The 21,583-nt window shown below is 69.3% G+C and carries 17 protein-coding genes and 1 tRNA gene; 9 read left to right on the top strand and 9 right to left on the bottom strand.

Features of this window, described 5'->3' with window-relative positions:
* Positions 1-3: 3 nt before the first annotated feature.
* Together ACZ5BU_RS25810 and ACZ5BU_RS25805 are read right to left on the bottom strand one after the other, a co-directional pair.
* On the bottom strand, positions 4-462 hold the full coding sequence (locus ACZ5BU_RS25810; protein WP_465702909.1) for a group II truncated hemoglobin: 459 nt from the start codon (positions 460-462) through the stop codon (positions 4-6).
* A 12-nt stretch (positions 463-474) separates the two neighbouring features.
* Positions 475-1,365 carry an aminoglycoside phosphotransferase family protein gene (locus ACZ5BU_RS25805; protein WP_465702907.1) on the bottom strand — a complete coding sequence of 297 codons (891 nt, stop codon included), beginning with the start codon at positions 1,363-1,365 and terminating at the stop codon, positions 475-477.
* Positions 1,366-1,432: 67 nt separating this feature from the next.
* On the opposite strand from ACZ5BU_RS25805, the gene ACZ5BU_RS25800 reads away from it, so the two are divergent.
* Entirely contained in the window at positions 1,433-2,119 is a 687-nt protein-coding gene (locus ACZ5BU_RS25800) for a hypothetical protein (RefSeq protein ID WP_465702905.1), read from the top strand.
* Here ACZ5BU_RS25800 and ACZ5BU_RS25795 read toward each other — a convergent pair.
* The 3 genes from ACZ5BU_RS25795 to ACZ5BU_RS25785 form a co-directional block, all read right to left on the bottom strand.
* A complete protein-coding gene (locus ACZ5BU_RS25795) occupies positions 2,116-2,892 on the bottom strand; it encodes a siderophore-interacting protein (RefSeq protein WP_465702903.1) in 777 nt (258 codons plus the stop codon). The two genes, ACZ5BU_RS25800 and ACZ5BU_RS25795, sit on opposite strands and share 4 nt — an antisense overlap.
* 119 nt (positions 2,893-3,011) lie before the next feature.
* Positions 3,012-4,052, bottom strand: coding sequence for a hypothetical protein (locus ACZ5BU_RS25790; protein WP_465702901.1), 1,041 nt, complete (start codon positions 4,050-4,052; stop codon positions 3,012-3,014).
* A gap of 1 nt (position 4,053) precedes the next feature.
* Positions 4,054-5,106: a hypothetical protein gene (locus ACZ5BU_RS25785; RefSeq protein ID WP_465702899.1), complete on the bottom strand. Its 1,053-nt coding sequence runs from the start codon at positions 5,104-5,106 to the stop codon at positions 4,054-4,056.
* A 180-nt stretch (positions 5,107-5,286) separates the two neighbouring features.
* Between ACZ5BU_RS25785 and ACZ5BU_RS25780 the strand changes: the two genes are divergently transcribed.
* Positions 5,287-7,944, top strand: a complete 2,658-nt coding sequence (locus ACZ5BU_RS25780) for a hypothetical protein (protein ID WP_465702897.1) — start codon at positions 5,287-5,289, stop codon at positions 7,942-7,944.
* Positions 7,945-8,003: 59 nt separating this feature from the next.
* Here ACZ5BU_RS25780 and ACZ5BU_RS25775 read toward each other — a convergent pair whose 3' ends face one another.
* Both ACZ5BU_RS25775 and ACZ5BU_RS25770 read right to left on the bottom strand, forming a co-directional pair.
* Positions 8,004-9,122, bottom strand: a complete 1,119-nt coding sequence (locus ACZ5BU_RS25775; RefSeq protein ID WP_465702895.1) for an endonuclease — start codon at positions 9,120-9,122, stop codon at positions 8,004-8,006.
* 295 nt (positions 9,123-9,417) lie between these two features.
* Positions 9,418-10,212, bottom strand: coding sequence for a PrsW family intramembrane metalloprotease (locus ACZ5BU_RS25770; protein WP_465702893.1), 795 nt, complete (start codon positions 10,210-10,212; stop codon positions 9,418-9,420).
* A gap of 132 nt (positions 10,213-10,344) precedes the next feature.
* Here ACZ5BU_RS25770 and ACZ5BU_RS25765 point away from each other — a divergent pair, with 132 nt between their 5' ends.
* On the top strand, positions 10,345-13,974 hold the full coding sequence (locus ACZ5BU_RS25765) for a S8 family serine peptidase (RefSeq protein WP_465702891.1): 3,630 nt from the start codon (positions 10,345-10,347) through the stop codon (positions 13,972-13,974).
* Between the two features lie 39 nt (positions 13,975-14,013).
* Here the strand turns inward: ACZ5BU_RS25765 and ACZ5BU_RS25760 are convergent, their stop codons facing one another.
* Complete coding sequence (locus ACZ5BU_RS25760; protein ID WP_465702889.1) at positions 14,014-14,985, bottom strand: TrmB family transcriptional regulator; 972 nt, start codon at positions 14,983-14,985, stop codon at positions 14,014-14,016.
* A gap of 165 nt (positions 14,986-15,150) precedes the next feature.
* Between ACZ5BU_RS25760 and ACZ5BU_RS25755 the strand changes: the two genes are divergently transcribed.
* A complete protein-coding gene (locus tag ACZ5BU_RS25755) occupies positions 15,151-15,324 on the top strand; it encodes a hypothetical protein (protein WP_465702887.1) in 174 nt (57 codons plus the stop codon).
* 283 nt (positions 15,325-15,607) lie between these two features.
* Here the strand turns inward: ACZ5BU_RS25755 and ACZ5BU_RS25750 are convergent.
* A tRNA-Leu gene (locus ACZ5BU_RS25750) sits at positions 15,608-15,691 on the bottom strand.
* A 170-nt stretch (positions 15,692-15,861) separates the two neighbouring features.
* Between ACZ5BU_RS25750 and ACZ5BU_RS25745 the strand changes: the two genes are divergently transcribed.
* The 5 genes from ACZ5BU_RS25745 to ACZ5BU_RS25725 are packed head-to-tail and all read left to right on the top strand — an operon-like array spanning position 15,862 to position 21,468.
* The gene (locus tag ACZ5BU_RS25745) at positions 15,862-16,698 is read left to right on the top strand and encodes an FhaA domain-containing protein (RefSeq protein WP_465702886.1); all 837 of its coding nucleotides are present in this window, start codon (positions 15,862-15,864) and stop codon (positions 16,696-16,698) included.
* Positions 16,699-16,708: 10 nt separating this feature from the next.
* The gene (locus ACZ5BU_RS25740; RefSeq protein WP_465702884.1) at positions 16,709-17,191 is read left to right on the top strand and encodes an FHA domain-containing protein FhaB/FipA; all 483 of its coding nucleotides are present in this window, start codon (positions 16,709-16,711) and stop codon (positions 17,189-17,191) included.
* A 10-nt stretch (positions 17,192-17,201) separates the two neighbouring features.
* Entirely contained in the window at positions 17,202-18,623 is a 1,422-nt protein-coding gene (locus ACZ5BU_RS25735) for a PP2C family protein-serine/threonine phosphatase (RefSeq protein ID WP_465702882.1), read from the top strand.
* The gene (locus ACZ5BU_RS25730; protein WP_465702880.1) at positions 18,620-20,017 is read left to right on the top strand and encodes an FtsW/RodA/SpoVE family cell cycle protein; all 1,398 of its coding nucleotides are present in this window, start codon (positions 18,620-18,622) and stop codon (positions 20,015-20,017) included. Before ACZ5BU_RS25735 ends, ACZ5BU_RS25730 begins: the two co-directional genes overlap by 4 nt.
* The gene (locus tag ACZ5BU_RS25725; RefSeq protein WP_465702878.1) at positions 20,014-21,468 is read left to right on the top strand and encodes a peptidoglycan D,D-transpeptidase FtsI family protein; all 1,455 of its coding nucleotides are present in this window, start codon (positions 20,014-20,016) and stop codon (positions 21,466-21,468) included. Before ACZ5BU_RS25730 ends, ACZ5BU_RS25725 begins: the two co-directional genes overlap by 4 nt.
* The last annotated feature ends 115 nt before the right edge of the window (positions 21,469-21,583 follow it).

The raw sequence follows: 21,583 nt of genomic DNA, 5'->3' as shown, positions 1-21,583 counted from the left end.
ACGTCAGGGCTGGTACGGCGGTGCCTCGCCCCAGCCCCAGTGCGGGACGGGCGCCTTCGGCGGCGGGGTCGCGCCGGGCTGCGAGTTCGCCAGCGCGATCCGGGTGCCCCACTCGATGTAGGCGACGAACGCCGAACGGAACTCCGGGTCGTCGGGCAGCCCCGCCGGGTCCGCGCTGGCCGCGATCAGGGCCGCCCAGCGCGAGCGCTGCTCCTCGGTCAGCCCGAGGTTGAGGTGGTGCGAGAGCATCGCCGGGTAGCCGCCGAGCTCGTCGGTGTACCGGCTGTGGCCGCGGAAGACCTCCCCGAGCCAGATCGCCACGTGCTCGCGGTGGTTCTCGCTCATGTGCGCGAAGACCGGTGCGAGGATCGGGTCCTCGAGCACCTTGTCGTAGAACACCTCGGTCAGCCGGCGGAGCGCCTCGTGGCCGCCGGCCCAGTCGTACAGCGTCGGAGTAGTCACGTAATCATGTAATCACGCAAGGAGGGCATCCGCGACCGCCTTCAACTCGTCCTCGATCCGGGTGTCACCGTCTTCGGTGAACCAGAGGACGTTCTGCAGCATCCGCCCGGCAGTCCACGCCAGCGCCCGATCCCGCTCGATCCCGGTCACGTCGAGCATCAGATCGAACCTGTTCCGGATCGCCTGTGAGAGGTCCCCGGTGGCCACCAGGTCGTCCCACCGGTTCCACACTGCGGGCATGAGTTCGAATGCCGGGTCGCCGGCCAGCGGCTTCGGGTCGATGACCAGCCACGGCTGTCGCTTCGCGGCCATCACGTTGTAGTAGTGCAGGTCCCAGTGCAGCAGCCGATCGCCGGGCTCGGGCAGCACCTCGGACACCTGGTCGGCGAAGCGGCGCGCCAGCGCGCGCTCGGACGGGTCCGCCAGCAGCGGGATGACGGCCGGCGCGTCCGCCACCATCTGCCCCGCGATGTCGGAGAGCCGCCGGACGCCCGGCGGCGCGGGGACAACCATCAGGTGTGTGAGGAGCTCGGCGAGGATCCGCGTCGCCTCGACGTCGTCGGGCAGGTCGTCGAGCGTCTGCGGTTGGAGGCGCTCGAGCAGGATCGTGGAGGTGGAGGGCTCGTCCTCGTACACCTCGACGACGTCGTCGTGGTTCCAGGTGCGGAGGGCCAGCGCCTCGCCCTCGGACTCGTCGTTGACCGCCTGCAGCTTGAGCATGGCCGGCGTTCCGTCACGCCGTACGACAGGCACGATCAGCGACGCCTCGCCGCTCAGGACCTCGCCGTCGACGGTCAGGTCCCACTCGCCGACGTACCGCTCCACGGCTCCCGGGAGGCTGTCCAGCCAGTCGGACGCCTTCTCGCGGTGGTTCCGGATGAGCCTCGCGGGAATCTCGATCACCCCCTGCACAGTAGGTGCTGTGACAGGGATGTGCTTGGGTTTTCCCGTGGAGAGCAGGCTTCGGCGGGTGCAGAGGATCGTGACGGCGGCGTACCTGGGGATTCCGGTGCTGCTGCTGGTCGCCGTCGCGGTGATCGCGGCGACGGGTCCGGCGGTCGCGTGGATCGGGTGCGTCGTACCGCTGGCGATGCTGGCACTTGGGTTCGTACTGCGTCGCAGGCACCGGTACCAACCGCGCTGGTGGATGGGTGTCGCCGCGTTGTTCGGCGGGTTGACCGGACTGATGGTGACGCTGTTCCCGCTGGCGGTCGGCGTGTGGTGGCCGGCGGTTCTCGCGTTGCCCGGGCTGATCCTCGGGATCCTCGCTGGACTGGCACTCGCCCGCGCCGCGGACCGCGCACTGCTCGTCCCGTTCGTGCCGGAGCTCGCGAGTACGCCGTACGAGCTGGTCTTCCGGCTTCGCGGCATCCCGCTGGCCGCCGTACTGGTCGGCGCCGACGACGTGACGATCCAGGCGCGCCCGATGCCTCGTTCCGAACACCAGTCCCGCAACTACCCGCTGACCGCGATCACCGGCAGCCACGAGTTCTCGCTGTCCGGCGTGGAACGGCTCAAGTTCCCGATCGCGGTGACCCACGCGGTCACCACGCCAGGCCCAGCCGTCATCCTGCAGGCCAACGGAGAAGACTGGGTCCTTCCAACGAACCAGGCCGGCACGCTGATCGACGTACTGACCGTCCGCCGCGACGCCTAGGAGGCGACTTCCTGCTTCTTGGTCTCGGCCTTCTCGGCCTGCCAGCCGTCCTCGTTCTTGCCGAGGCGCCAGTAGCCGGACAGCGAGACGCGCTCGCGGGGGAGGCCGCGGTCCTGGAACAGGTTCTTGCGGATCCGGAAGACGAAACCGGCCTCGCCGTGCACAAACACGTCCGGCGTGCCGGCAGGGAAGTCGAGCGCCTCGACCGCCGCGACCAGGTCGTCGCCACGCCCGCCGGCGGCGGTCGCCCGGTGGAACCACCGCACGTCGACGTCGCCGTTCCCGCCGAACTTCTGCTGGTCGGTCTCGTCGCCGACCTCGACCAGCACGGTCGCCCGGGCACCCGGCGCCAGGTTCTCGACCGCGGCACTGATCGCCGGCAGCGCGCTCTCGTCACCGACCAGCAGGTGCCAGTCGGCCGCCTCGTCCGGCGCGTACGCACCACCCGGGCCGTTGAACCACACCACGTCACCCGGCTGCGCCGACGCCGCCCACGGACCCGCCACGCCCTCGTCACCGTGGTACACGAAGTCGATGGTCAGCTCGCGGGCTTCCTCGTCCCAGTTGCGTACGGTGTACGTCCGCATCGTCGGCCAGTGCTCGGCCGGGTACGTCTCCCGCACCGCGCCCAGGTCCAGCGGCTCCGGGTACTCGACGCCGTCCTTGCAGAACAGCAGCTTCACGTACGCGTCGGTGAAGCCGTTGCCGGCGAAGTCGTCCGAGGTCAGCACGACCCGGATCATGTGCGGAGTGATCCGCTCGGTCCGCCGCACGACGGCACGCTTGCAGACACGGTTACGACGGGGTGCGGGGCTCGGCACGCGACCACGATCCTCTCGGGCGGGTAAGTTAGGTCAACCTAAGTCAGCCTAACCCACCCGCCCAACGAGGGTCAGAGTCCGCGGATGTAGAAGGTCTTGCTGGCCGACGGGATCGAACTGCACGCCGGGACGTAGACGCGGTACGGGATCAGGCCCTTGTACGCCGGCTGCGCGTTCACCGTGTACCGCAGGGACGTCCGGATCCCCGCCGTACTGACGGTCCGCCAGGCCGAGGCGCCGTACAACCGCTGCAGGAACACCTCACAGCCGATTCCGGACGGCACCGTGTGGACCGAACCGTTGACCGGGACGATCGTCCCGACCGGCGCGCTGGTCCGTGACGGCACGGCGGTGACGGTCGGTTTGGTGAGCGGGCGCGCTACGAAGAAGCCCAGCCCGCCGTTCGCCGCCGGGTTGCCCGGCAGCAGCAGGCAGTTGACCCAGCTGGCGTCGCCGGCCGTGTACGCCTTCGTCACGGTGCCGTCGGTGCCGGTCAGGTTGGTGTAGCCGGGTCCGAAGTACTCGGCGCAGATGTTGTCGATGCCGAGCACCACCCGGACACGGCTGCCGTACGGCTTACCGGTCTGCGCGTCGGTGACGGCCCATTTGATCGAGTACGGCTGGCCGTACGGCACCAGCTTCGGGTTCACCGACGCGGTGATCTTCGGCTGGTGCGTCCCGGTGACCGCGAGCGACGGACCGGCGTACGGCGTCGGATCCGTCATGCTGCCACTGCCGGGGAAGAACGGCCCGGTCTGTACGCCAGTCACCTTGAAGGTGCCGTTCGCCGTCGACGGGACGTTCAGCGGACCGCTCCAGGTCCCGGCGGACTGGTTGCGGACGAGGTTCGTCGAGAACAGCAGGCGTTCCTGCCCGCTGCCGCCGGTCCGCTCGAGGATCACGTTCACCGGCTCCGTGGGCCCGGGATCGAACGAACCCTTGACCGTCACCGTGACCGGCACGGTGTTCAGCCCGCTGACGGCCACGGCGGTCTTGTTCAGCGTCACCGACGTGATGTGCAGGTCCGGATCCGGCGCGGCGTTCGCCGCCAGCGGTGCGGCGGCCAGCGGTAGCGCGAGCAGAGCGGCGGCGAGTACTCGGGTGGTTCTCATCTCACGTCCCTCGGATGGTGAACGACTTGCTGACGCCCGCGACGAACGGCTGACACGCGGGGACGTACGCCCGGTACGGGATCAGGCCCTTGTACGACGGTTGCGCGTTGACCGTGAACCGCCCGGACTGCCGGACCTTGGCGGTGCTGACCGTCCGCCACTGCGTCCGCCCGTACAGCCGCTGCAGCTGCACCGGGCACGAGCCGGTCATGTACGCGACCGAACCGTTCACCGGGACGATCGTTCCGACCGGGGCGCTCGTCTTCGACGGCACCGCCGTCACGACCGTCGGCCGCGCCGGGAACAGCCACTGACCGACGATGAAGTACGGATCGGTGTAGATGTGCGCGCAGTTCAGCGCGCCGGCGTCGGAGGCGGTGTACGCCTTCGTGATGACGCCGTTGGTCCCGGTCCGGTACAGCGGGCTGCCGCCCTCGGCGCACGGGGTGTCGACGCCGAGGCCGATCGGGATCCGGGTGCCGTACGGCTTGCCGGTCGCGCTGTTCGTGACCGCCCAGGTGATCGAGTACGGCTGACCGAACGGCACCACCCGCGGGTTCACCGCCGCGGTGATCCGCGGCTGGTTCGTGCCGGTCACGGTGATCGTCTGCCCGCTGTACGGCGTCGGGTCGACCGGGGTGCCCGGGTTCGGGCCGCCGTACGGGCCCCTCATCACCGAGGTGACCTTGAACGTGCCGTTCGCGGTGGACGCGACGTTCAGCCGGCCGGTCCAGGTGCCGTCGGTCACCGTGCCCGCGGTCCGCTTCAGCGCGGCGGACACGATGTCCTGGCGCCCGCCGGTACCGCCGGTGCGCTCGAGGATCACGTTCAGCACGACGTCCTCACCGGGGTAGCCGGAGTTGTAGCCGGCCTTGACGGTGACGTTGATCGGATAGGTGTTCAGGCCGGACACCGCGACCGACGTACGGTCCAGGGTGACCTGCGTGACGGTGAGGTACGGATCGGGGGCGGCCTGGGCGGCCGGCGCACCACCGAGCAAACCTCCGACCAGAGGTACGGCGGCCAGTGCCGCGACCACTCGAGCGATTCGCATATCACTGAGGGTGGCAGCGCGCCGGGTTGCTTCCAACGGTTCCGGCGCAGGACTGCGCGATCGGGCGGGCGCGAATAGACCAGTTGCACGGCGGCGTATTCAACTTCCGGGACCCGAGTGTTAACCGGTAGGTAACTCACCGACAGTGTCACCGACCGCTACGGTCCGCAGGCTGGTCGAATGAGCCAGGTCTTCGGGAGCGAACGGCACCCGGCGTACTTCGTTCGGCGGATGGACAGGCTCGGCCACCCGATCTCGATCGAGCCGGACCTGCCGGAGCGCAAGGCGATCCTGTTCACCGGCCCGTCCGGGATGGGCAAGACCTCGGAACTGGACCGGGCCGAAGAGCTGGCCGCGCAGCAGGGCTGGACCACCCTGCGGATCTCGGCGTCCGAGCACACCCCGCTCGAGGTCCACCTGGCCGGAGTGGTCTCGAAGAATCTCGGCGCCCTGCGGCGGCGCTTCGGCCGCGACGAACCGCGCAGTGCTTTCGGCAGAATGCTGGCGCGACTGCGTCCCGACCCGCTCCGCAAGCTCCGCAGGACGGTCAACGACCTGACCCGCAGCGGCCGCAAGACCCGGCGAGGATTCGAGCTGCGCGGCCTCGGCGGCGCACTTCCCGTCGAGCTCGTCTACAAGCGCGAGGAGGACACCTCGCCGTACGACAAGCTCGGTGCCACCCTCGAGGACTTCGCGAACGAGCTCGGCAGGCTGACCGATGCCGACGGCACGCCGATCCTGCTGATGGTCGACAACGTCGACACCGCCGACGAGATCGACCGGGCCGGCCTGAACGACCTGGCGCTGCACCTGAGCCAACTCGACCGGCCGGTCTGGCTGATCGCCGCCGGTGGCGGGAAATCGACCAGCGCGCTGATGCGGGCGTCCCGCCGGATGGGCGGCATCGCCACCACGATCACCAACCCGTTCGACATCCGCGAGCTCGGACCGGTGTCCGATGCCGAGCTCAGGCCGGCACTCACGGAGCCGCTGGACGCGGCAGGCATTCCGTACGAACGCGTCGCCATCGACAGGCTGCTCGACGCGGCCAACGGCGACCCGGGATGGCTGCGCGAGCTCGGTGAGGAAGTACTCGGCCATCGGGACCCGCGGCACGGCGTCACCGGCCACGCGGCGACGGCGGCGATCGGCGCGTGGCGGCGGAGCCGGGAGATACGCGCCTATCCAGCTGCCTGGAGCCAGAAGCAGACCTCCGACGCACAGAAGACCCTGCTGACCGATGTCGCGGTGATGGGCCCCGGGGGTCTCCACATGCCGACGGCCATCGAAGCCGGCGACGGCCGGTGGCAGGAGATGGACCAGGCCCGTCAGGAACTCGTGGCCCGCGGCCTCCTGCGCGAGCACGGTGGAGGCATCGTCACCATCCCCGACGAGGGGTTCAGGGTTTGGCTGGTCAACAACAAGACACAGGAGCCCACCGCAACACCACAGTTCGGGCAGGGCGTCGATCACCCGCAGCCTGTGCAAGCGACGGCCGTCGCGGTCGGTGAGCGAGAACTCGCCAACCGGGTCTTCGGTGCGCCGGGCGGGCTGGTGAGTCCGATCGAACGCGAGGACGACAACGGCCCGATCTCTCTCGACCAACGGGTCCCGGACGGCACCACGGTGCTGTTCACCGGACCGCCCGGAATGGGCACCAGCCATGAGCTGGACAAGACCCAGGCGATGGCTGACGCGGAAGGCTGGATCTCGATCCGGGTGAGCGCCTCGCGCCGCGAACCGATCGAGGCGCGCATCATCCGCGGCGTCCGCGCCCAGCTCGACAGGTTCGAACGGGATTACCCACCCGAGGACGTCCGGAAGCTGCACGAGATCCTGAAGAAGATGGCGGTCCGGACCAGGAACTCGATGAACACCATGCAGGTCCGGGGTGGTCTTCCGGGGGTGGCGAGGGCCGCCGTGCACACCTCGTGGGAAGGCGTCGCCAAGGACTCCGGCACGACGCTCAACGAGCTCGGCGAGCACCTCGGCAAGATGAGCGAGCGGCACGGGAACCCGATCCTGCTGATGGTGGACAACCTGGACGCCGCGGCGCAGAAGGAGCACAAAGCCGGCTGGGACGACATGTCCGCTCTGGTCAGGCTGTCGGCGCACCTGCGCGAGCAGGGTCGGCCGATGTTCCTGGTCGGCGCCGGTGGCGAGGAGACGGAAGCTCGGCTGCGTACGGCGTCGGCAGGCGTCGCCGGTACCGAGGGCCGGGAACCGGAGAAGATCGACATCCGGAAGGTCCGGCCGCTGAGCAAGGATCAGCTGCGCGGCGCCCTGACCGGCCCGCTCGAGGCCGCCGGCATCCGCTACGAGCAGGCGGCGATCGAGCACCTGGTCGTGGCCGCCGAAGGCAACCCGACCCGGCTCCGGATCCTCACGGCCGCCGCACTCAAGCTCGCGGACCCGGCCGCCGGAATCACCGCGGACAACGCGACAGCCGCGGCCAGGCGACTGAACGTCCGGTCGCAAGGGTTGTACGACGCTGCCTGGTTCAACTGCAGCCACGACATGAAGGAGATGCTGCGGCGAGCTGTGTCGCACGGTTCGCAGGGTGCGCCGATCCCGACTCGCTCCGAGCCGCGCGGGCCACGCGCCTGGGCGCTCGACGGCGCGAAGGAGAAGCTGATCTCGATGGGACTGCTGACCGAGAACGACCAGCGGGTCCGGATCGCCGATCCGGGCTTCCGGGAGTGGGTGCAGGACCGTTTCGGCCTGGCGGTCGCGCAGGCGGGGATGGCCCAGCCCGGCGCGTCGCCGCAGCTCGCGGCGACCGGCCGTCCGGTGGCGGCGAGGACTCCCGCAGTCGGTCAAGAGGCAGGACGCCGGTAGGACCTGCACAAAGACAAGGGCCGCGCATCCTGAGCGCGGCCCTTGCAGGTTCTACCGGCTTACGGCCAGATCGAGGTGATCCACTCCGGGTGGTCGATGAACGGGTTCCGGTTGTGCTGGAACTGGCTGTAGATGACCTCGTTGCGGTTCTTCTCGAACGCGTCCGGCGGGTCGGCCGCCGCCCAGGCCTTCAGGACCGAGAGCTTGCCGATGTACGGCGCGGTGCCGTTGTTGACCTGGTCGTCGAGCTCCAGGTTCGGGAATCCGTCGTCACCTTCGTACCGGACGGCCATGTAGAAGATCATCCGGGCAACGTCACCACGGACCGCCGGGCGCGGCGCGAACGAGTCCGCGTCCGCCGTACAACCGGTGCACTGGGCAACCGCCGTACCGCCGTTGTCGAAGTCCAGGTTGCCGCGGGCCGAGTTCACCGTGACGTCCTCGGGACGCAGGTGGTGCAGGTCGGTGCCCGGGCCGGTGGTGGTGCCGAAGTCGCCGTGCGACTTGGCCCAGACGTGCTCGCGGTTCCAGTCGTCGGCGTCACCGCCGTTCAGGCTCTTCGCGATCGAGCGACCCGAGTAGACCTCGATGACGTTGTTGCTGTTGTTCGGGTCCTGGTCGGTCACCTTGAGCGCGTCCCAGACCTGGTCGTAGGTGAGCTTGGTCTGCTGCGAGATGATCGTGTGCAGCGCCGACTTCAGCGCCGCGCCGGTCTTGCCCGTGGCGCCGGCGTAGTAGTCGCCGGGATCACCGGGGTCCGAACTGCCGCCACCACCGGTGAAGGCGGTCGCGTTCTTCAGGCCGGGATGCGAGAAGTACGCCGTGAGACTGCCGGTGACGGTGATCTGCTGGCCGAGCAGGCTCGGGTTGCTCTGCAGGCCGTACGAAGCGCGGAACGCGTCCGGGATCTGCACGTAGAGCATCGACGACGTACTGGTCTGGGACGCCGAGTCGGCGAGCGCCAGCGCGTAGTCGTTCGGGAAGTTGCTGCGGACAACGGTGCTGGTGGCGGTCGGCTGACCGACCACGTACCCGGTGACCGATGCGGTCGAGTTGTCCTGTTGGCCGATCGCGGTGGCGACCGTGATCGTGGTGGCGGCGTTCGACGGAGTGATTCCGAAGCCGAGGAGGGCGAGTACGGCGGTGACGAGCAGCGCCGGACGCAAGAGTCGTTGCACGGCTACTCCCAGGGGCGGTTGGGGACCGATGGACGCAGGTCAGTCTGCCCAGCTTCGCGGGCGCCGTAACAAACACCAGGTGAAGAGTTGAACCGGTGGGGTGCTGAAGGAGTGAGTGTCGTTCAGCACCCCACCTGGGCAAGCGGGCCCCCATCAGGCCGTGACGTACCGCCGCGGCCTGCTCTACCCACCTACCAGCGAGGTACCACTGGCGGGCGGTACCTCACGACACGGTGGCGTCAGGCGGACGCAGTTACGGACCGTACTCATTTCGACACGTCTTGTCCATACCCCTTCAGGCTGGCTGGACGACTTGTCCCAGGTCTGCCCGCTGCGCCCGCTTCAGGCCGTACAGCAGCAGACCGATCGAGATCGCGCCGACCACGGCGTACGTGATCCGGCCGCCGATGCCGTCCCAGGCCGTGTGCAGTGCGACCGCCACCGCGTACATCCCGAGGAACCCGGCGAAGTGCCGGCCGGTCGGCTCGATCACGAACCGCCACAGGCCCCAGCAGGTCAGCCCGGTCCAGGCGGCGTGCCCGGCCGGCGAGAGCAGGCCGCGGATGAACAGCGTCTGCTCGGCGGCGCCGACGTTCCCGCCCGACTGCAGCAGGGCCACAAACGCGTACCCCATCGTCTCGAGTACGGCGAACCCGGTGCCGACGGAAACGCCGATCACGATCCCGCGCCCGAGCGAGGTCCGGTACCGGTGCCCGAAGAACACCACCAGGATCGCCGGTACGACGAGCTTGGCCGCCTCCTCGATCACGCCCACCCCGACCATCGGCAGCGTCCCGAGCCGGCGCATCGCGTCGTACTCCAGCAGCCCGGCCACCACCACGCCTACCACGCCGCCGAACAGCAGGCAGCCGCCCAGCGTCGGCCCGTCGATCAGCCAGCGCCCGGACCGGCCGGCCGCGAACGTCACGAACGTCAGCGGGACGACCAGCGCACCGAGCAGGATCATCGTCGGGAACAGATTCGGGTTCCCGGTGTCGGTCAGCACCCCCAGCACCGCGAGGTACAACCCACTGCCGATCAGGAACGTACCGATCCACCCCCACCGGCGGGCCAGTTGCTGTGCACTCATGCGCTGAATGCTGCCGGGTGTGGCGTGGTTGCGCCATGTCGCAGGGACGGCAGTGCTGGACAGGCCGGATTCCTGTGACCGGATTGCAAACTCTTCGGAAGGCTGTCCGGCCGCCTGAAGGAGATTCCGCCTATGTCCTCCCTCCGACGCATCACCGCGCTCACCACCGCGGCGGTGCTTGCCCTCGGCGCGGCGACGGTGATCCCGTCTGCCGCGGCGCTCCCACCGTCCGCCCGCGACACTGCCCGGCACGCTGACACCGTCACGCTGATAACCGGCGACGTGGTCCAGGTGAGCGACGCGGGCGGCGGCCGTAAATCCGCCACCGTTCGCCCGGCCGCCGGGCGTGAAGGGGTCTCGTTCCACACCGTAGAGGCCGACGGCGGCCTCCGCGTGCTGCCGAGCGACGCCGTACCGTACATCTCCAGCGGCGTCCTGGACGTGAACCTGTTCGACGTCGACGAACTGATCGCCGACGGGTACGGCGAATCCGATGAGCTCCCGCTCATCGTCAAGGACACGCCCGGTGCCCGCGCCGCGGCGAGCCTCGCCGGTACGACGACCACGCGGCAACTGCCGTCGATCGGCGGACGCGCTGTCGAGGTCTCCAAGGACCAACTGCCGGCGCTGTGGAAATCTCTGAAGCCCGCCGACGGTCAACGCAGTCTGACCAGCGGCGTGACGAAGATCTGGCTGGACGGCAGGGTCAAGCCCGTCCTGGACAAGAGCGTCCCGCAGATCGGCGCGCCGGACGCCTGGAAGGCCGGGTACGAGGGCTCCGGCGTCGAGGTCGCCGTACTCGACACCGGCGTCGACGCGACCCACCCGGACCTGCAGGGCAAGGTCAAGGAGAGCCGGGACTTCTCCGGCAGCCCGAGCGGTACCGAGGACCACTTCGGCCACGGCACCCACGTCGCGGCGACGATCGCCGGGACCGGCGCGGGCGCCGGCGGTACCCGTAAGGGCGTCGCGCCGAAGGCCGACCTGCTGGTCGGGAAGGTGCTCGGCGACGACGGGTACGGGTACGACTCGTGGATCATCGCCGGGATGGAGTGGGCCGCCAACTCGGGCGCCAAGGTCGTGAACATGAGCCTCGGCGGTGACGCCACCGACGGCACCGACCCGCTCAGCCAGGCGGTCAACGACCTCACCGCGCAGACCGGCACGCTGTTCGTCGTTGCCGCCGGCAACGAGGGCCGGGACGAGTCGGTCGGTACGCCGGGCGCCGCCGCGGCCGCGCTGACCGTCGGCGCGGTGGACCGCGACGACAAGCTCGCCGACTTCTCCAGCCGCGGCCCGCGGCTCGGCGACTCGGGCCTGAAGCCGGAGATCACCGCGCCCGGCGTCGGCATCATCGCCGCCCGCGCCGCCGGCACGGCGATGGGCGACCCGGTCGACGAGCTCTACACCGCCGCCTCCGGTACGTCGATGGCGACGCCGCACGTCGCCGGTGCCGCCGCACTGCTCGCGCAGCAGCACCCGGACTGGAAGGCCGGCCAACTGAAGGACGCGCTGGTCAGTACGGCGAAGACGCAGCCGGACCAGACCGTGTACCAGCAGGGCGCCGGGCGGGTCGACCTCACCCGCGCGGTCGCGCAGAAGGTGACCGCCAGCGGGGTCGCGGACTTCGGGCTGCAGACGTCGGCGGCCGTGACCACGCGGACAATCACCTACCGGAACGACGCGGACAGTGCGGTGACATTGAGCTTGGCGGCGCAGCTCACGAACCTGGACAGCGGGAAGCCCTCGCCGGAAGGGTTCGCACTCGCCGCCTCGGTCACGGTGCCCGCGCACGGGACTGCCGACGTACCGCTGTCGCTGGATCCGGCCAAGCTCGGCCGCGGTCAGTACAGCGGGTGGATCGTTGCCACCGGCACCGATGGGTCGGTGACGCACACGGCCGTCGGCGCGCTGCGGTCCGGGCCGAAGCACAAGGTGACGCTGCGCGCGATCGGGCTCGACGGCCGGCCCACCGGGTCGCCGGTCGTCTCGTTGTACGGCGACAACTCACGGTCCGACGTACTGGGCTGGATCAAGGACGGGCAGACGTACACCGCCGAGGTCGAGGAGGGTACGTACCTGCTGCACTCGCTGGTGGAGAACAACGACCCGCAGAACGAGCAGGCGAGCCTGTTCACCGACCCGAACATCGTGGTCGACAAGGACACCGAGATCGTCATCGACGCCCGCAAGGCGGTCCCGATCACGATCGAGACACCGAAGCCGTCGGAGCAGCAGGCGGTGCTGAGCTACTACGTGCACCGCGTGTACGGCAACGGCCGGTCGATCAGCCACGGCGTCATGCACTTCAGCACCGTCCAGCAGGTCAACGTCACCCCGACCAAGCCGGTCAAGGACGGGACCTTCGAGTTCTCCTCCCGCTGGCAACTGGTAGCTCCGATGGTGCAAGCAACAGTCCCCGGCATCCCCACCGGCCCGACCCCTCTCGACATCAACCTGCTGCACCAATCTCCTGCCTTCGAAGGCAAGCGCCGCTTCCCGCTCGTGTACTCGGACTCGTCACTCACCGGTGTGCGGGGATCTGTAGTGGTGATGCCGTCGGACGACGAGGAGGAACAGATCAAGGCGGCCGCCGACGCAGGCGCCGCAGGCATCATCCTGATCCGCCCGGCAGACTGGACCGCCTGGACCATCTGGCGCCCGGAAGGCGACCGCGAGCCGATCCCCGCTATGGTCACCACCTTCGACGACGGCCAGAAGCTGATCGACCGCACCAAGCGCGGCCGCGCCACGATCGACCTGACGCTGACCACCTCCAGCCCGTACCTGTACGACGTACAGCAGGTCTCCACCGGCTTCATCCCGGCGAAGATCGACTACAAGGTGACGGCGGCGAACAGCGCGCGGATCACCACCCGGTACGCCGACAACGGCGGGTTCAACTGGGCCAAGGAACAGCGGTTCGGGTGGCGGCCGTGGCAGGAGTACTCCTGGAACGACTCGCAGCGCTTCGTCGAGACACCGAAGGTACGCGAGGAGTGGGTGACGTCCGGCGACTCGCTGTGGCAGCACCGGGTGTCGCACCTGTACACGTGGGACACGATGAACCCGCTGAGCGGCGGGATGACGTCGCTGCCGCAGAGCTACCGCCCGGCCAAGTCCGACGAGACCTGGTTCGGCCCGGTGGTCCGGCCCGCGGCGGCTCCCGGCGTACCGTCAACCCGCACCGGTGACCGGCTGTCGTTCCGCATCCCGGCCTTTGTGGACGCCGCCGGCCACTACACGCGAGGCGAGACCACGTCGTCCTCAGCCACCCTCTCCCGCGACGGGCAGGTGGTCGCGGAACTACCGAACGCCTGGGCCGACGTGATCACGACCAGCGCCGACGCCAACTACAAGCTGGATGTCACCACCGCCCGCATCGACGAAGAAGGCGAATGGAACTGGGGCACCCGCACCCAGACCACCTGGGAGTTCCGCTCCGCCGAACAACCCGACGACAAATCCGTCCCGCTGCCCCTCCAGCAAATCAACTACAAGGTCCCGGTGGACCTGACAGGCCGAGTCCCCACCCGAACCCACGCAATCGGCCTGGATTCCCCGGGCGCGATCTCCCTGAAAGCCTGGGCCTCCTACGACGAGGGCACCACCTGGCAACGCCTGGCCGTAGTAGGCACCGCCGGCCACTACCTCGCCGTGGTCCCGAACGCCCACGACACGGTCTCCCTCAAAACCGAAGCCACCGGCCCGAACGGCGCCAAGATCACCCAAACGGTAATCCGCGCCTACGGAGTCCACTAACCACCCGCCGGGCGCCGCACAACGCGGCGCCCGGCGTGGTCAGAGCCAGCCGCGCTTTGCCGCCTGGAAAGCCAGGCCGGTTCTTGTGTCCACGCCTGCCAAGGCCATCAGGCGGTCCAGGCGCCGCTGGACGGTTCGGCGGCTGATGCCCAGCTGAGTTGCGATCGACTTGTCGGGTACGCCGCCCACGAGCAACGAGAGGAGCAAGCCCTCGGAGTCGTCGAGGCCTTCCGGGACAGGGGTGCCGGGCTGGAGTCGTACGGGGGTGGCGAACTCCCAGTAGCTTTCGAACAAGGCCAACAGGGCGTCCAGTAGCTGGCCTTGGTTGATGATGGCCGCGGAGGGTTCGCCGACGGTTTCGTCGTCTCGGACGAGCGGGCAGATGGCGGTGGCACGGTCGACGATCGCGAGGCGGACGGGGAGCGTCGGTACGACTCTTGCTTCCTCGCCCCAGCTGACTCCTTCGGCGATCGAATCCAGCTCGCCGGGAGTTTCGATCAGCGCCCGTTCGTAGATCGCCCGGTAGCGCACCCCGCGCGAGAGAGCGCCGTACTCCTCGGTGTTGTCCGCGCCCTGCATCGCGAGCGGGTTCGCGCGGCAGAACCACAGGATTTCCGTGCGGGCCGAATTCTGCAGGTCGCGGAGACGTTCGCGGAGCGTGCCGGCGCCGATGATCACCTCGACCAGGTGGTGCGCGTCGCGCCGGTTCGCGCTCGCGCGGAACTCCTCGCTCAGTGAGGCGACGGTCTGCCGCGCCGCCTCGAGCGACTCCTGCCGCCGGAGCAACGTCGTACCGAACGCGACGTCCGGCGGCAACGGCCGGAACACCGGCTCGTCAGCAGCCTGGACCGACACCAAACCTTTCGCCTGCAACCGCTGCAGCACGTCGGCGGCCTCCTGCGGCGCCAGTTCGGCGACCTCGGCAAGCTCCGCGGCCCGCGCGGCGGACAGCCCGACCAGCAGCCGGTAGGTGTGCTCCTCGTGCGCGTCGAGCAACGAACCGTCGTGCATGCACCCCACCTAACAGCCTTACCGATCAGGAAGCGAGCGCTTTCCGAATGACACAAAAGCGCCATGACTCAGCCGTGCCATCACAGCCTGCGTGAGCACCCGTCACTTTCGAGTCAAGCGGAACTCGCCACCGCCCAGCGACCCGCCCTGGAGAAGAGACGCAGGATGAGCATGACCGACTACGCCGGCCTCGCCGGCCTGATCGCCGCGGTCGCCGTCGCGATCTGGATGCTGCGCAACCACCGCGCCGTCCCCACGCCGGCCCGCACCGGCAGACACCGCGGCTCACCAACCTTGCGCCTACCGCGCCCCGCACACCCGGAGCGCTCCCGCAGGTAGCCTCGGCTCACACAACTGGCGAGGGTGGACGCGACCACCGGGGAGTGCAGCGAAACGGCATCCGGTCCTGACCGGCCACCTGCATCACCAGCTGTCCGGCCGGCTCGGGGACACACCCGTCTGGGTGACTCCCGGCATCATCACCCGCATCGACCTCACCGCACCCGCCGCCCTGGTCCGCGTCCCAGGTGGCCTGGGCTCCGGGTCGGTCGGGTCATCCGAAAGGAGGAAATCGGGGTGCGAATGTGAAAGGTCCCGGTCGACTCGACCGGGACCTTGTCTGTGCGCGAGGGGGGAGTTGAACCCCCACGCCCTTTCGGGCACACGGACCTGAACCGTGCGCGTCTGCCTATTCCGCCACCCGCGCGCTGCCGCCTGAGATGATCTCCTGACGACGAGAAGGAACAGTAGCACGGGTTGTACCGGTGCTTCACATTGCGGGTTCGGTCGAACCTCCCGATACGATCGATCGTCGTACCCGGTGTGTCCGCCCGACCGGTGGACGACTGTTGGCGTACCGACCGTGGAGGAGGAGGCGTGCGACCGCTACAGCGCTTCGAGCGACGCCTGGAAGGCATTGTGAGCGGTGTCTTCGCGCGCGCTTTCAAGGGTGACGTCGAGCCGATCGAGCTGGCCGCGGCACTCAAGCGTGAGATCGACAACACCGCGCGGATCCTGTCCCGGGACCGCCGGCTGGTGCCGAACCACTTCACCATCGAGCTGGGACCGGACGACTTCGAGCGGCTGAACGCGTACGGCCGGACCCTGAACCACGAGCTCGCGAACGAGCTGCGCGACCACGCCGACATCCAGCGGTACACGTTCTCCGGACCGATCGACATCGAGCTGGTCCAGCAGGACGACCTCCCGACCGGTAAGTTCCGGGTGGTCAGCGAGACGCTCGGGACGCCGCAGCGGCGCCCGGCCCAGTACCAGCAGCCCGAGCCCCAGCCCTACGAGCAGGAGCCCTACGTGCCGCCGAACCCGCCACCGGTCGTTCCGCAGTACCAGCCGCCGCCCCAGCAGCCGGCGCCGCGGCGCGGCCATCCGCAGGTGATGCTCGAGGTGAACGGCCGCCGCCGCCCGGTCAACCCCCCCGGCGTGGTGCTCGGCCGCGGTACCGACGCGGACATCCAGATCAACGACCCGGGCGTCTCCCGCCGGCACGCCGAGATCCGGCTGATGCCGGAAGGTCCCGGCGGCATCCGCGTGGTGCTGGTCGACCTCGGTTCCACCAACGGCACACTGGTGAACGGCCGTCGGTCCACCGAGGCCGAGCTGGTCGACGGCTCCACCGTCCGGATCGGTAACACGACGATGACGCTGCGTCTGGCGGACGAGCCGATGGCCCAGCCGCCGAGCAGCGGGTGGTGATTGTCCTTCCATGTCGGAACTGACCCTGACCCTGATCAAACTGGGGTTCCTGGCCCTGTTGTGGATGTTCGTCCTCGCGGTGCTGTCCGTGATCAGGTCCGACCTGTTCGGAGCGAAGGTGGACAGCCGCGCGGCAGCCGCCGCCGTACCGCAGACCACCCGGACCCCGAAGCCCGCGAAGCCGGTCAAGAAGCGCAAGGGCCTGCCCGGGTCGGTGACGATCGCGGACGGGCCGCAGGCCGGAGTCGGTGCGTCGCTGGTGGACGAGCCGGTGATCATCGGCCGCGGGTCGGACTGCCAGATCCGGCTGGACGACGACTACTCCTCGACCCGGCACGCCCGGTTGTTCCAGTCCGAGGGCCAGTGGTGGGTCGAGGACCTCGGCTCCACCAACGGCACGTACCTTGACGGCCAGCGGGTCACCCGCCCGGTCCCGGCCGAGATCGGCGGTTCGATCCGGATCGGCCGGACGACGCTGAACATCGCGAAGTAGGCCTGCCCCGATGACCCTGTCGCTCGACTACGCAACCCTTTCCGACGTCGGCCGCGTCCGCCGCAACAACGAGGACTCGGCGTACGCCGGTCCGCACCTGCTGCTGCTCGCCGACGGGATGGGCGGTGCGGCCGCCGGTGAGGTGGCCAGCGCGGCGGCGGTCCAGGTGATCCGCCGGCTGGACACCGCCGACATCGCCGGCGAGGACATGATCGAGGCGCTGGCCGGCGCCGTGCACCGCGCGAACGAGCGGCTCTCCGAGCTGGTCGAGGAGGACCCCGAGCGCGAGGGCATGGGCTCGACGGTCACCGCGCTGATGTTCGACGGCCGGCAACTCGGGCTGGCGCATCTCGGCGACTCCCGCGCGTACCGGCTGCGCGACGGGCAGCTGTACCAGCTGAGCCACGACCACACGTTCGTCCAGTCGCTGGTGGACGAGGGCCGGATCTCCCAGGAGGAGGCCTTCACCCACCCGCACCGGAACCTGATCCTCCGGGTGCTCGACGGGCGGCCGGACTCCGATCCGGACCTGGAGATCCTCGACGTCCAGGCCGGCGACCGGCTGATGCTGTGCAGCGACGGCCTGCCCGACTACGTCAGCGACGACGTGATCGCCGCGTCGATGGCCTCCGGTACGCCGGACTCGGTCGTCGTCGAGCTGATCACGCACGCGCTCGAGGCCGGCTCGAACGACAACGTCACGTGCGTCGTCGCGGACGTGGTCGAGACCGTGCCCGCGAGCGGGACCCAGCCGCAGTTGGTCGGCGCTGCCGCCGAGCTGGCCCAGGGCAGTACGGGTCGCGCCGAGCCAACGGTCGCGGTCCGCGCCGGCGGTGAGGGACACGGTGGCGGTCATGGTGGCGGCGGCCACCGCGCCGCAGTCGACCCCGAGGAGCTGCGGTACGCCCCGCGCCCGCCGAAGCGGTTCCTGTGGCCGCGGCGGATCGCCGTACTGCTCGTCGTCCTCGGCCTGATCGTCGGCGGCGGCTGGTTCGCGTACAGCTGGACCCAGAAGCAGTACTACGTCGGCACCGACGGCGACTACGTGGCGATCTTCAAGGGCGTCGAGGCCGACCTGCCCGGGTTGTCGCTGTCGAAGGTGTACGAGCGGCAGTCGCTGCAGGTCGACAAGCTCCCGACGTACAGCCGTGAACAGGTGGAGGGCAACATCCAGGCGGACAACCTGGCCGGTGCGCGGTCGATCGTCGCGACGCTGCAGCAGACCGCTGCCCAGTGCGCCGCGAAGGCCAAGCCGACCCCGACGCCGACGCCCAAGCCGACGCTCAAGCCGACGGGAAAGCCCTCGACGACGGTGCCGGTCTCGAAGCCCCCGGTGACGACCGCACCGAAGCCGTCCACCGCCCCGACGACCACACCGACGACGACGCCGAGCACTCCGGTCGACCCGGACGACTGCGACGGGGTCCGATGAGCATCGCGTCCACGTCGGTCATCCAGATCATCCCGCGCACCCGGCGTGGGGTGGAGTTGCTGCTGCTCGTGATCGCCGTCGCGGTCGCGGTCGGCGCATACGTGAACATCGGCATCACCGTCCAGAACTCCGTCCCGGCCAGCACCGGGTACTACGCCGCCGGTATCGGGCTGCTCGCGCTGATCGCGCACCTCGCGCTCCGGTACCGGGCGCCGTACGCCGATCCGGTGCTGCTGCCCTGCGCCGTACTGCTGAACGGGCTGGGCGTCGCGATGATCCACCGGATCGACCTCGGTCTGGCGATCGTCGCGGAGGCGAAGGGCAAGGTGCCGAAGGGGCCCGCCGCGCCGCAGCAGATCACCTGGACCGCGGTCGGCGTCGTGCTGTTCCTGGTCGTGATCCTTGTGATCAGAGATCACCGCCGGCTTCAGGCACTTACGTACACGGCCGGCCTCGCCGGTCTGGTGCTGCTCGTGCTGCCGCTGATCCCGGGCCTCGGCGTGAACCTGAACGGCGCCCGGATCTGGATCCGCCTGGCGGGTATGTCCTTCCAGCCCGGTGAGTTCGCGAAGATCTGTCTGGTCGTGTTCTTCGCCGGCTACCTGGTGGTGAAACGCGACGTCCTGACGCTCGCCGGGCACCGGTTCCTCGGGCTGGACCTGCCGCGGGCCCGCGACCTCGGCCCGATCGGGATCGCCTGGGCGGTCAGCCTGGGTGTCCTGGTGTTCGAGAGCGACCTCGGTTCGTCGCTGCTGTTCTTCGGCCTGTTCCTGTTCCTGCTGTACGTGTCGACCGAGCGCGCGGGCTGGCTGATCATCGGTGGTCTGCTGTTCGCCGGCGGCGCGTACTTCGCGTACACCACCTTCGGCCACGTACACCGCCGGGTGACCGACTGGCTGAACCCGTGGGCGATCGACGGCGGCCAGGTGAAGCTCGGGCTGATGGGCCAGGCCTGGGGCGGCGTGCTCGGCCGCGGCCTCGGCCAGGGCCACCCGGAGGCCACGCTGTACGCGAACAGCGACATGATCATCTCCTCGTTCGCCGAGGAGCTCGGCCTCACCGGCCTGATCGCGATCCTGCTGGTCTACACGCTGATCATCGAACGCGGCCTGCGCACCGCGCTCGGCTGCCGGGACATCTTCGGCAAGCTGATCGCCACCGGTCTGGCGATGTCGTTCGCGCTGCAGGTGTTCGTGATCGTCGGCGGCGTCACCGGCCTGATCCCGCTGACCGGTCTGGCCACCCCGTTCATGGCCCTCGGTGGTACGTCGCTGGTCGCGAACTGGGCGATCATCGCGCTGCTGCTGCGGATCAGCGACCAGGCCCGGCGGCCGCAGACCCCGGCCGCTCCGGTTTCCGACGAGACGATCGCGATGGCGGTGCAGAAGGCATGAACTCGGCGATCCGACGGCTCGCAGTCGCGGCAATCATCCTGATGCTCGCGCTGATGGCCAACTCGACGTACCTGCAGGCCTTCCGCGCGAACGAGATCAACGGCCGCAACGACAACAACCGGGTCCGGGACTCGCAGTTCTCGGTGAACCGCGGCCCGATCCTGATCGGCAGTACGCCGGTGGCGAAGAGCGACCCGTCGGGCGACCGGTTCAAGTACCAGCGCAAGTACGCCTCCGGCCAGGTGTACGCGCCGGCGACCGGCTTCTACTCGTACCTGTACGGCCGCGGCGGTATCGAGCTGACGATGAACTCCGAGCTGAACGGCTCGGACCCGTCGATGGCGTTCCGCCGGATCATCGACGTGATCAGCAACCGCCCGCAGCAGGGCGGCAGCGTGACGCTGACGCTGAACGCGGCGGCTCAGCAGGCGGCGTACGACGGCCTCGCCGGGAAGACCGGTGCGGTGGTGGCGATCGAGCCGAAGACCGGGCGGATCCTCGCGATGGCCACGCGGCCGTCGTACGACCCGAACCAGCTCGCCTCGCACGACCCCAACAAGGTGTCCGCGGCCTGGAAGAGCCTGAACGCGGACAAGGACAAGCCACTGTCGAACCGCGCGGTCCAGGAGCTGTACCCGCCGGGGTCGACGTTCAAGCTGGTCACCGCCGCGGCCGCGCTGTCCAGCGGTAAGTACACCCCGGAGAGCAAGGTGGCCTCGCCGGCACAGCTGCCGCTTCCGCAGACCACTGTCCCGCTGGTGAACGAGGACAACAAGAACTGCGGCGGCAGCGACAACGCGACCCTGACGATCGCGCTGCGCTACTCCTGCAACACTGCCTTCGGCTCTGTCGGCATGGCGCTCGGTGCGGACGCGCTGAGCGCGCAGGCCGCCAAGTTCGGCTTCGGCTCCCGTCCGCTGACCGAGCTGCCGAGCGTGGCGACCAGCCAGTTCCCCGGAGACCCGAACGAGCCGCAGACCGCGCAGTCCGCGATCGGCCAGTTCGACGTCCGGGCCACCCCGCTGCAGATGGCGATGGTGGCGGCCGGGATCGCGAACAAGGGCGAGGTGATGAAGCCGTACCTGGTCCAGAGCGTGAAGACCCCGGACCTGAAGACGGTTTCCGAGACCAAGCCGGAGTCGCTGCACCAGGCGGTCACGCCGCAGGTCGCGAGCCAGCTGACCGCGATGATGATCGATGTGGTCAACAACGGCACCGGCAAGCCGGGCCGGATCCCGAACGTCCAGGTGGCCGGCAAGACGGGTACGGCGCAGACCTCGAAGGACCGCCCGCCGTTCGCCTGGTTCACCGCGTTCGCGCCCGCGGACGACCCGAAGATCGCGGTGGCGGTGCTGATCGAGGACGCGAACATCGCCCGGAACGACATCGCCGGTGGCACCTTGGCGGCACCGATCGCCAAGAAGGTCATGGAGGCGGTGCTGGGCCAATGAGCACGATACGGAATGATGCGACCACAGGTCGTCTTTCCAACGGGGACCCAGGTGTGGCGATCGCTACCGTGGGCAAGTTGAGTGTGTTTTTCCGGACAGGTTGGAAGGCTGGGTC

The sequence above is a fragment of the Kribbella sp. NPDC031520 genome, from assembly GCF_055580825.1.
The sequence above is the reverse complement of the archived record's forward strand: the minus strand, read 5'-3'. Positions and strand labels throughout refer to the sequence as shown.

Excerpts from the sequence above, each read along its gene's own strand:
- ACZ5BU_RS25790 (WP_465702901.1), bottom strand. The coding sequence starts at position 4,052 with ATGAGAACCACCCGAGTACTCGCCGCCGCTCTGCTCGCGCTACCGCTG.
- ACZ5BU_RS25785 (WP_465702899.1), bottom strand. The coding sequence starts at position 5,106 with ATGCGAATCGCTCGAGTGGTCGCGGCACTGGCCGCCGTACCTCTGGTC.
- ACZ5BU_RS25780 (WP_465702897.1), top strand. The coding sequence starts at position 5,287 with ATGAGCCAGGTCTTCGGGAGCGAACGGCACCCGGCGTACTTCGTTCGG.
- ACZ5BU_RS25770 (WP_465702893.1), bottom strand. The coding sequence starts at position 10,212 with ATGAGTGCACAGCAACTGGCCCGCCGGTGGGGGTGGATCGGTACGTTC.
- ACZ5BU_RS25765 (WP_465702891.1), top strand. The coding sequence starts at position 10,345 with ATGTCCTCCCTCCGACGCATCACCGCGCTCACCACCGCGGCGGTGCTT.
- ACZ5BU_RS25760 (WP_465702889.1), bottom strand. The coding sequence starts at position 14,985 with ATGCACGACGGTTCGTTGCTCGACGCGCACGAGGAGCACACCTACCGG.
- ACZ5BU_RS25755 (WP_465702887.1), top strand. The coding sequence starts at position 15,151 with ATGAGCATGACCGACTACGCCGGCCTCGCCGGCCTGATCGCCGCGGTC.
- ACZ5BU_RS25740 (WP_465702884.1), top strand. The coding sequence starts at position 16,709 with ATGTCGGAACTGACCCTGACCCTGATCAAACTGGGGTTCCTGGCCCTG.
- ACZ5BU_RS25735 (WP_465702882.1), top strand. The coding sequence starts at position 17,202 with ATGACCCTGTCGCTCGACTACGCAACCCTTTCCGACGTCGGCCGCGTC.
- ACZ5BU_RS25730 (WP_465702880.1), top strand. The coding sequence starts at position 18,620 with ATGAGCATCGCGTCCACGTCGGTCATCCAGATCATCCCGCGCACCCGG.
- ACZ5BU_RS25725 (WP_465702878.1), top strand. The coding sequence starts at position 20,014 with ATGAACTCGGCGATCCGACGGCTCGCAGTCGCGGCAATCATCCTGATG.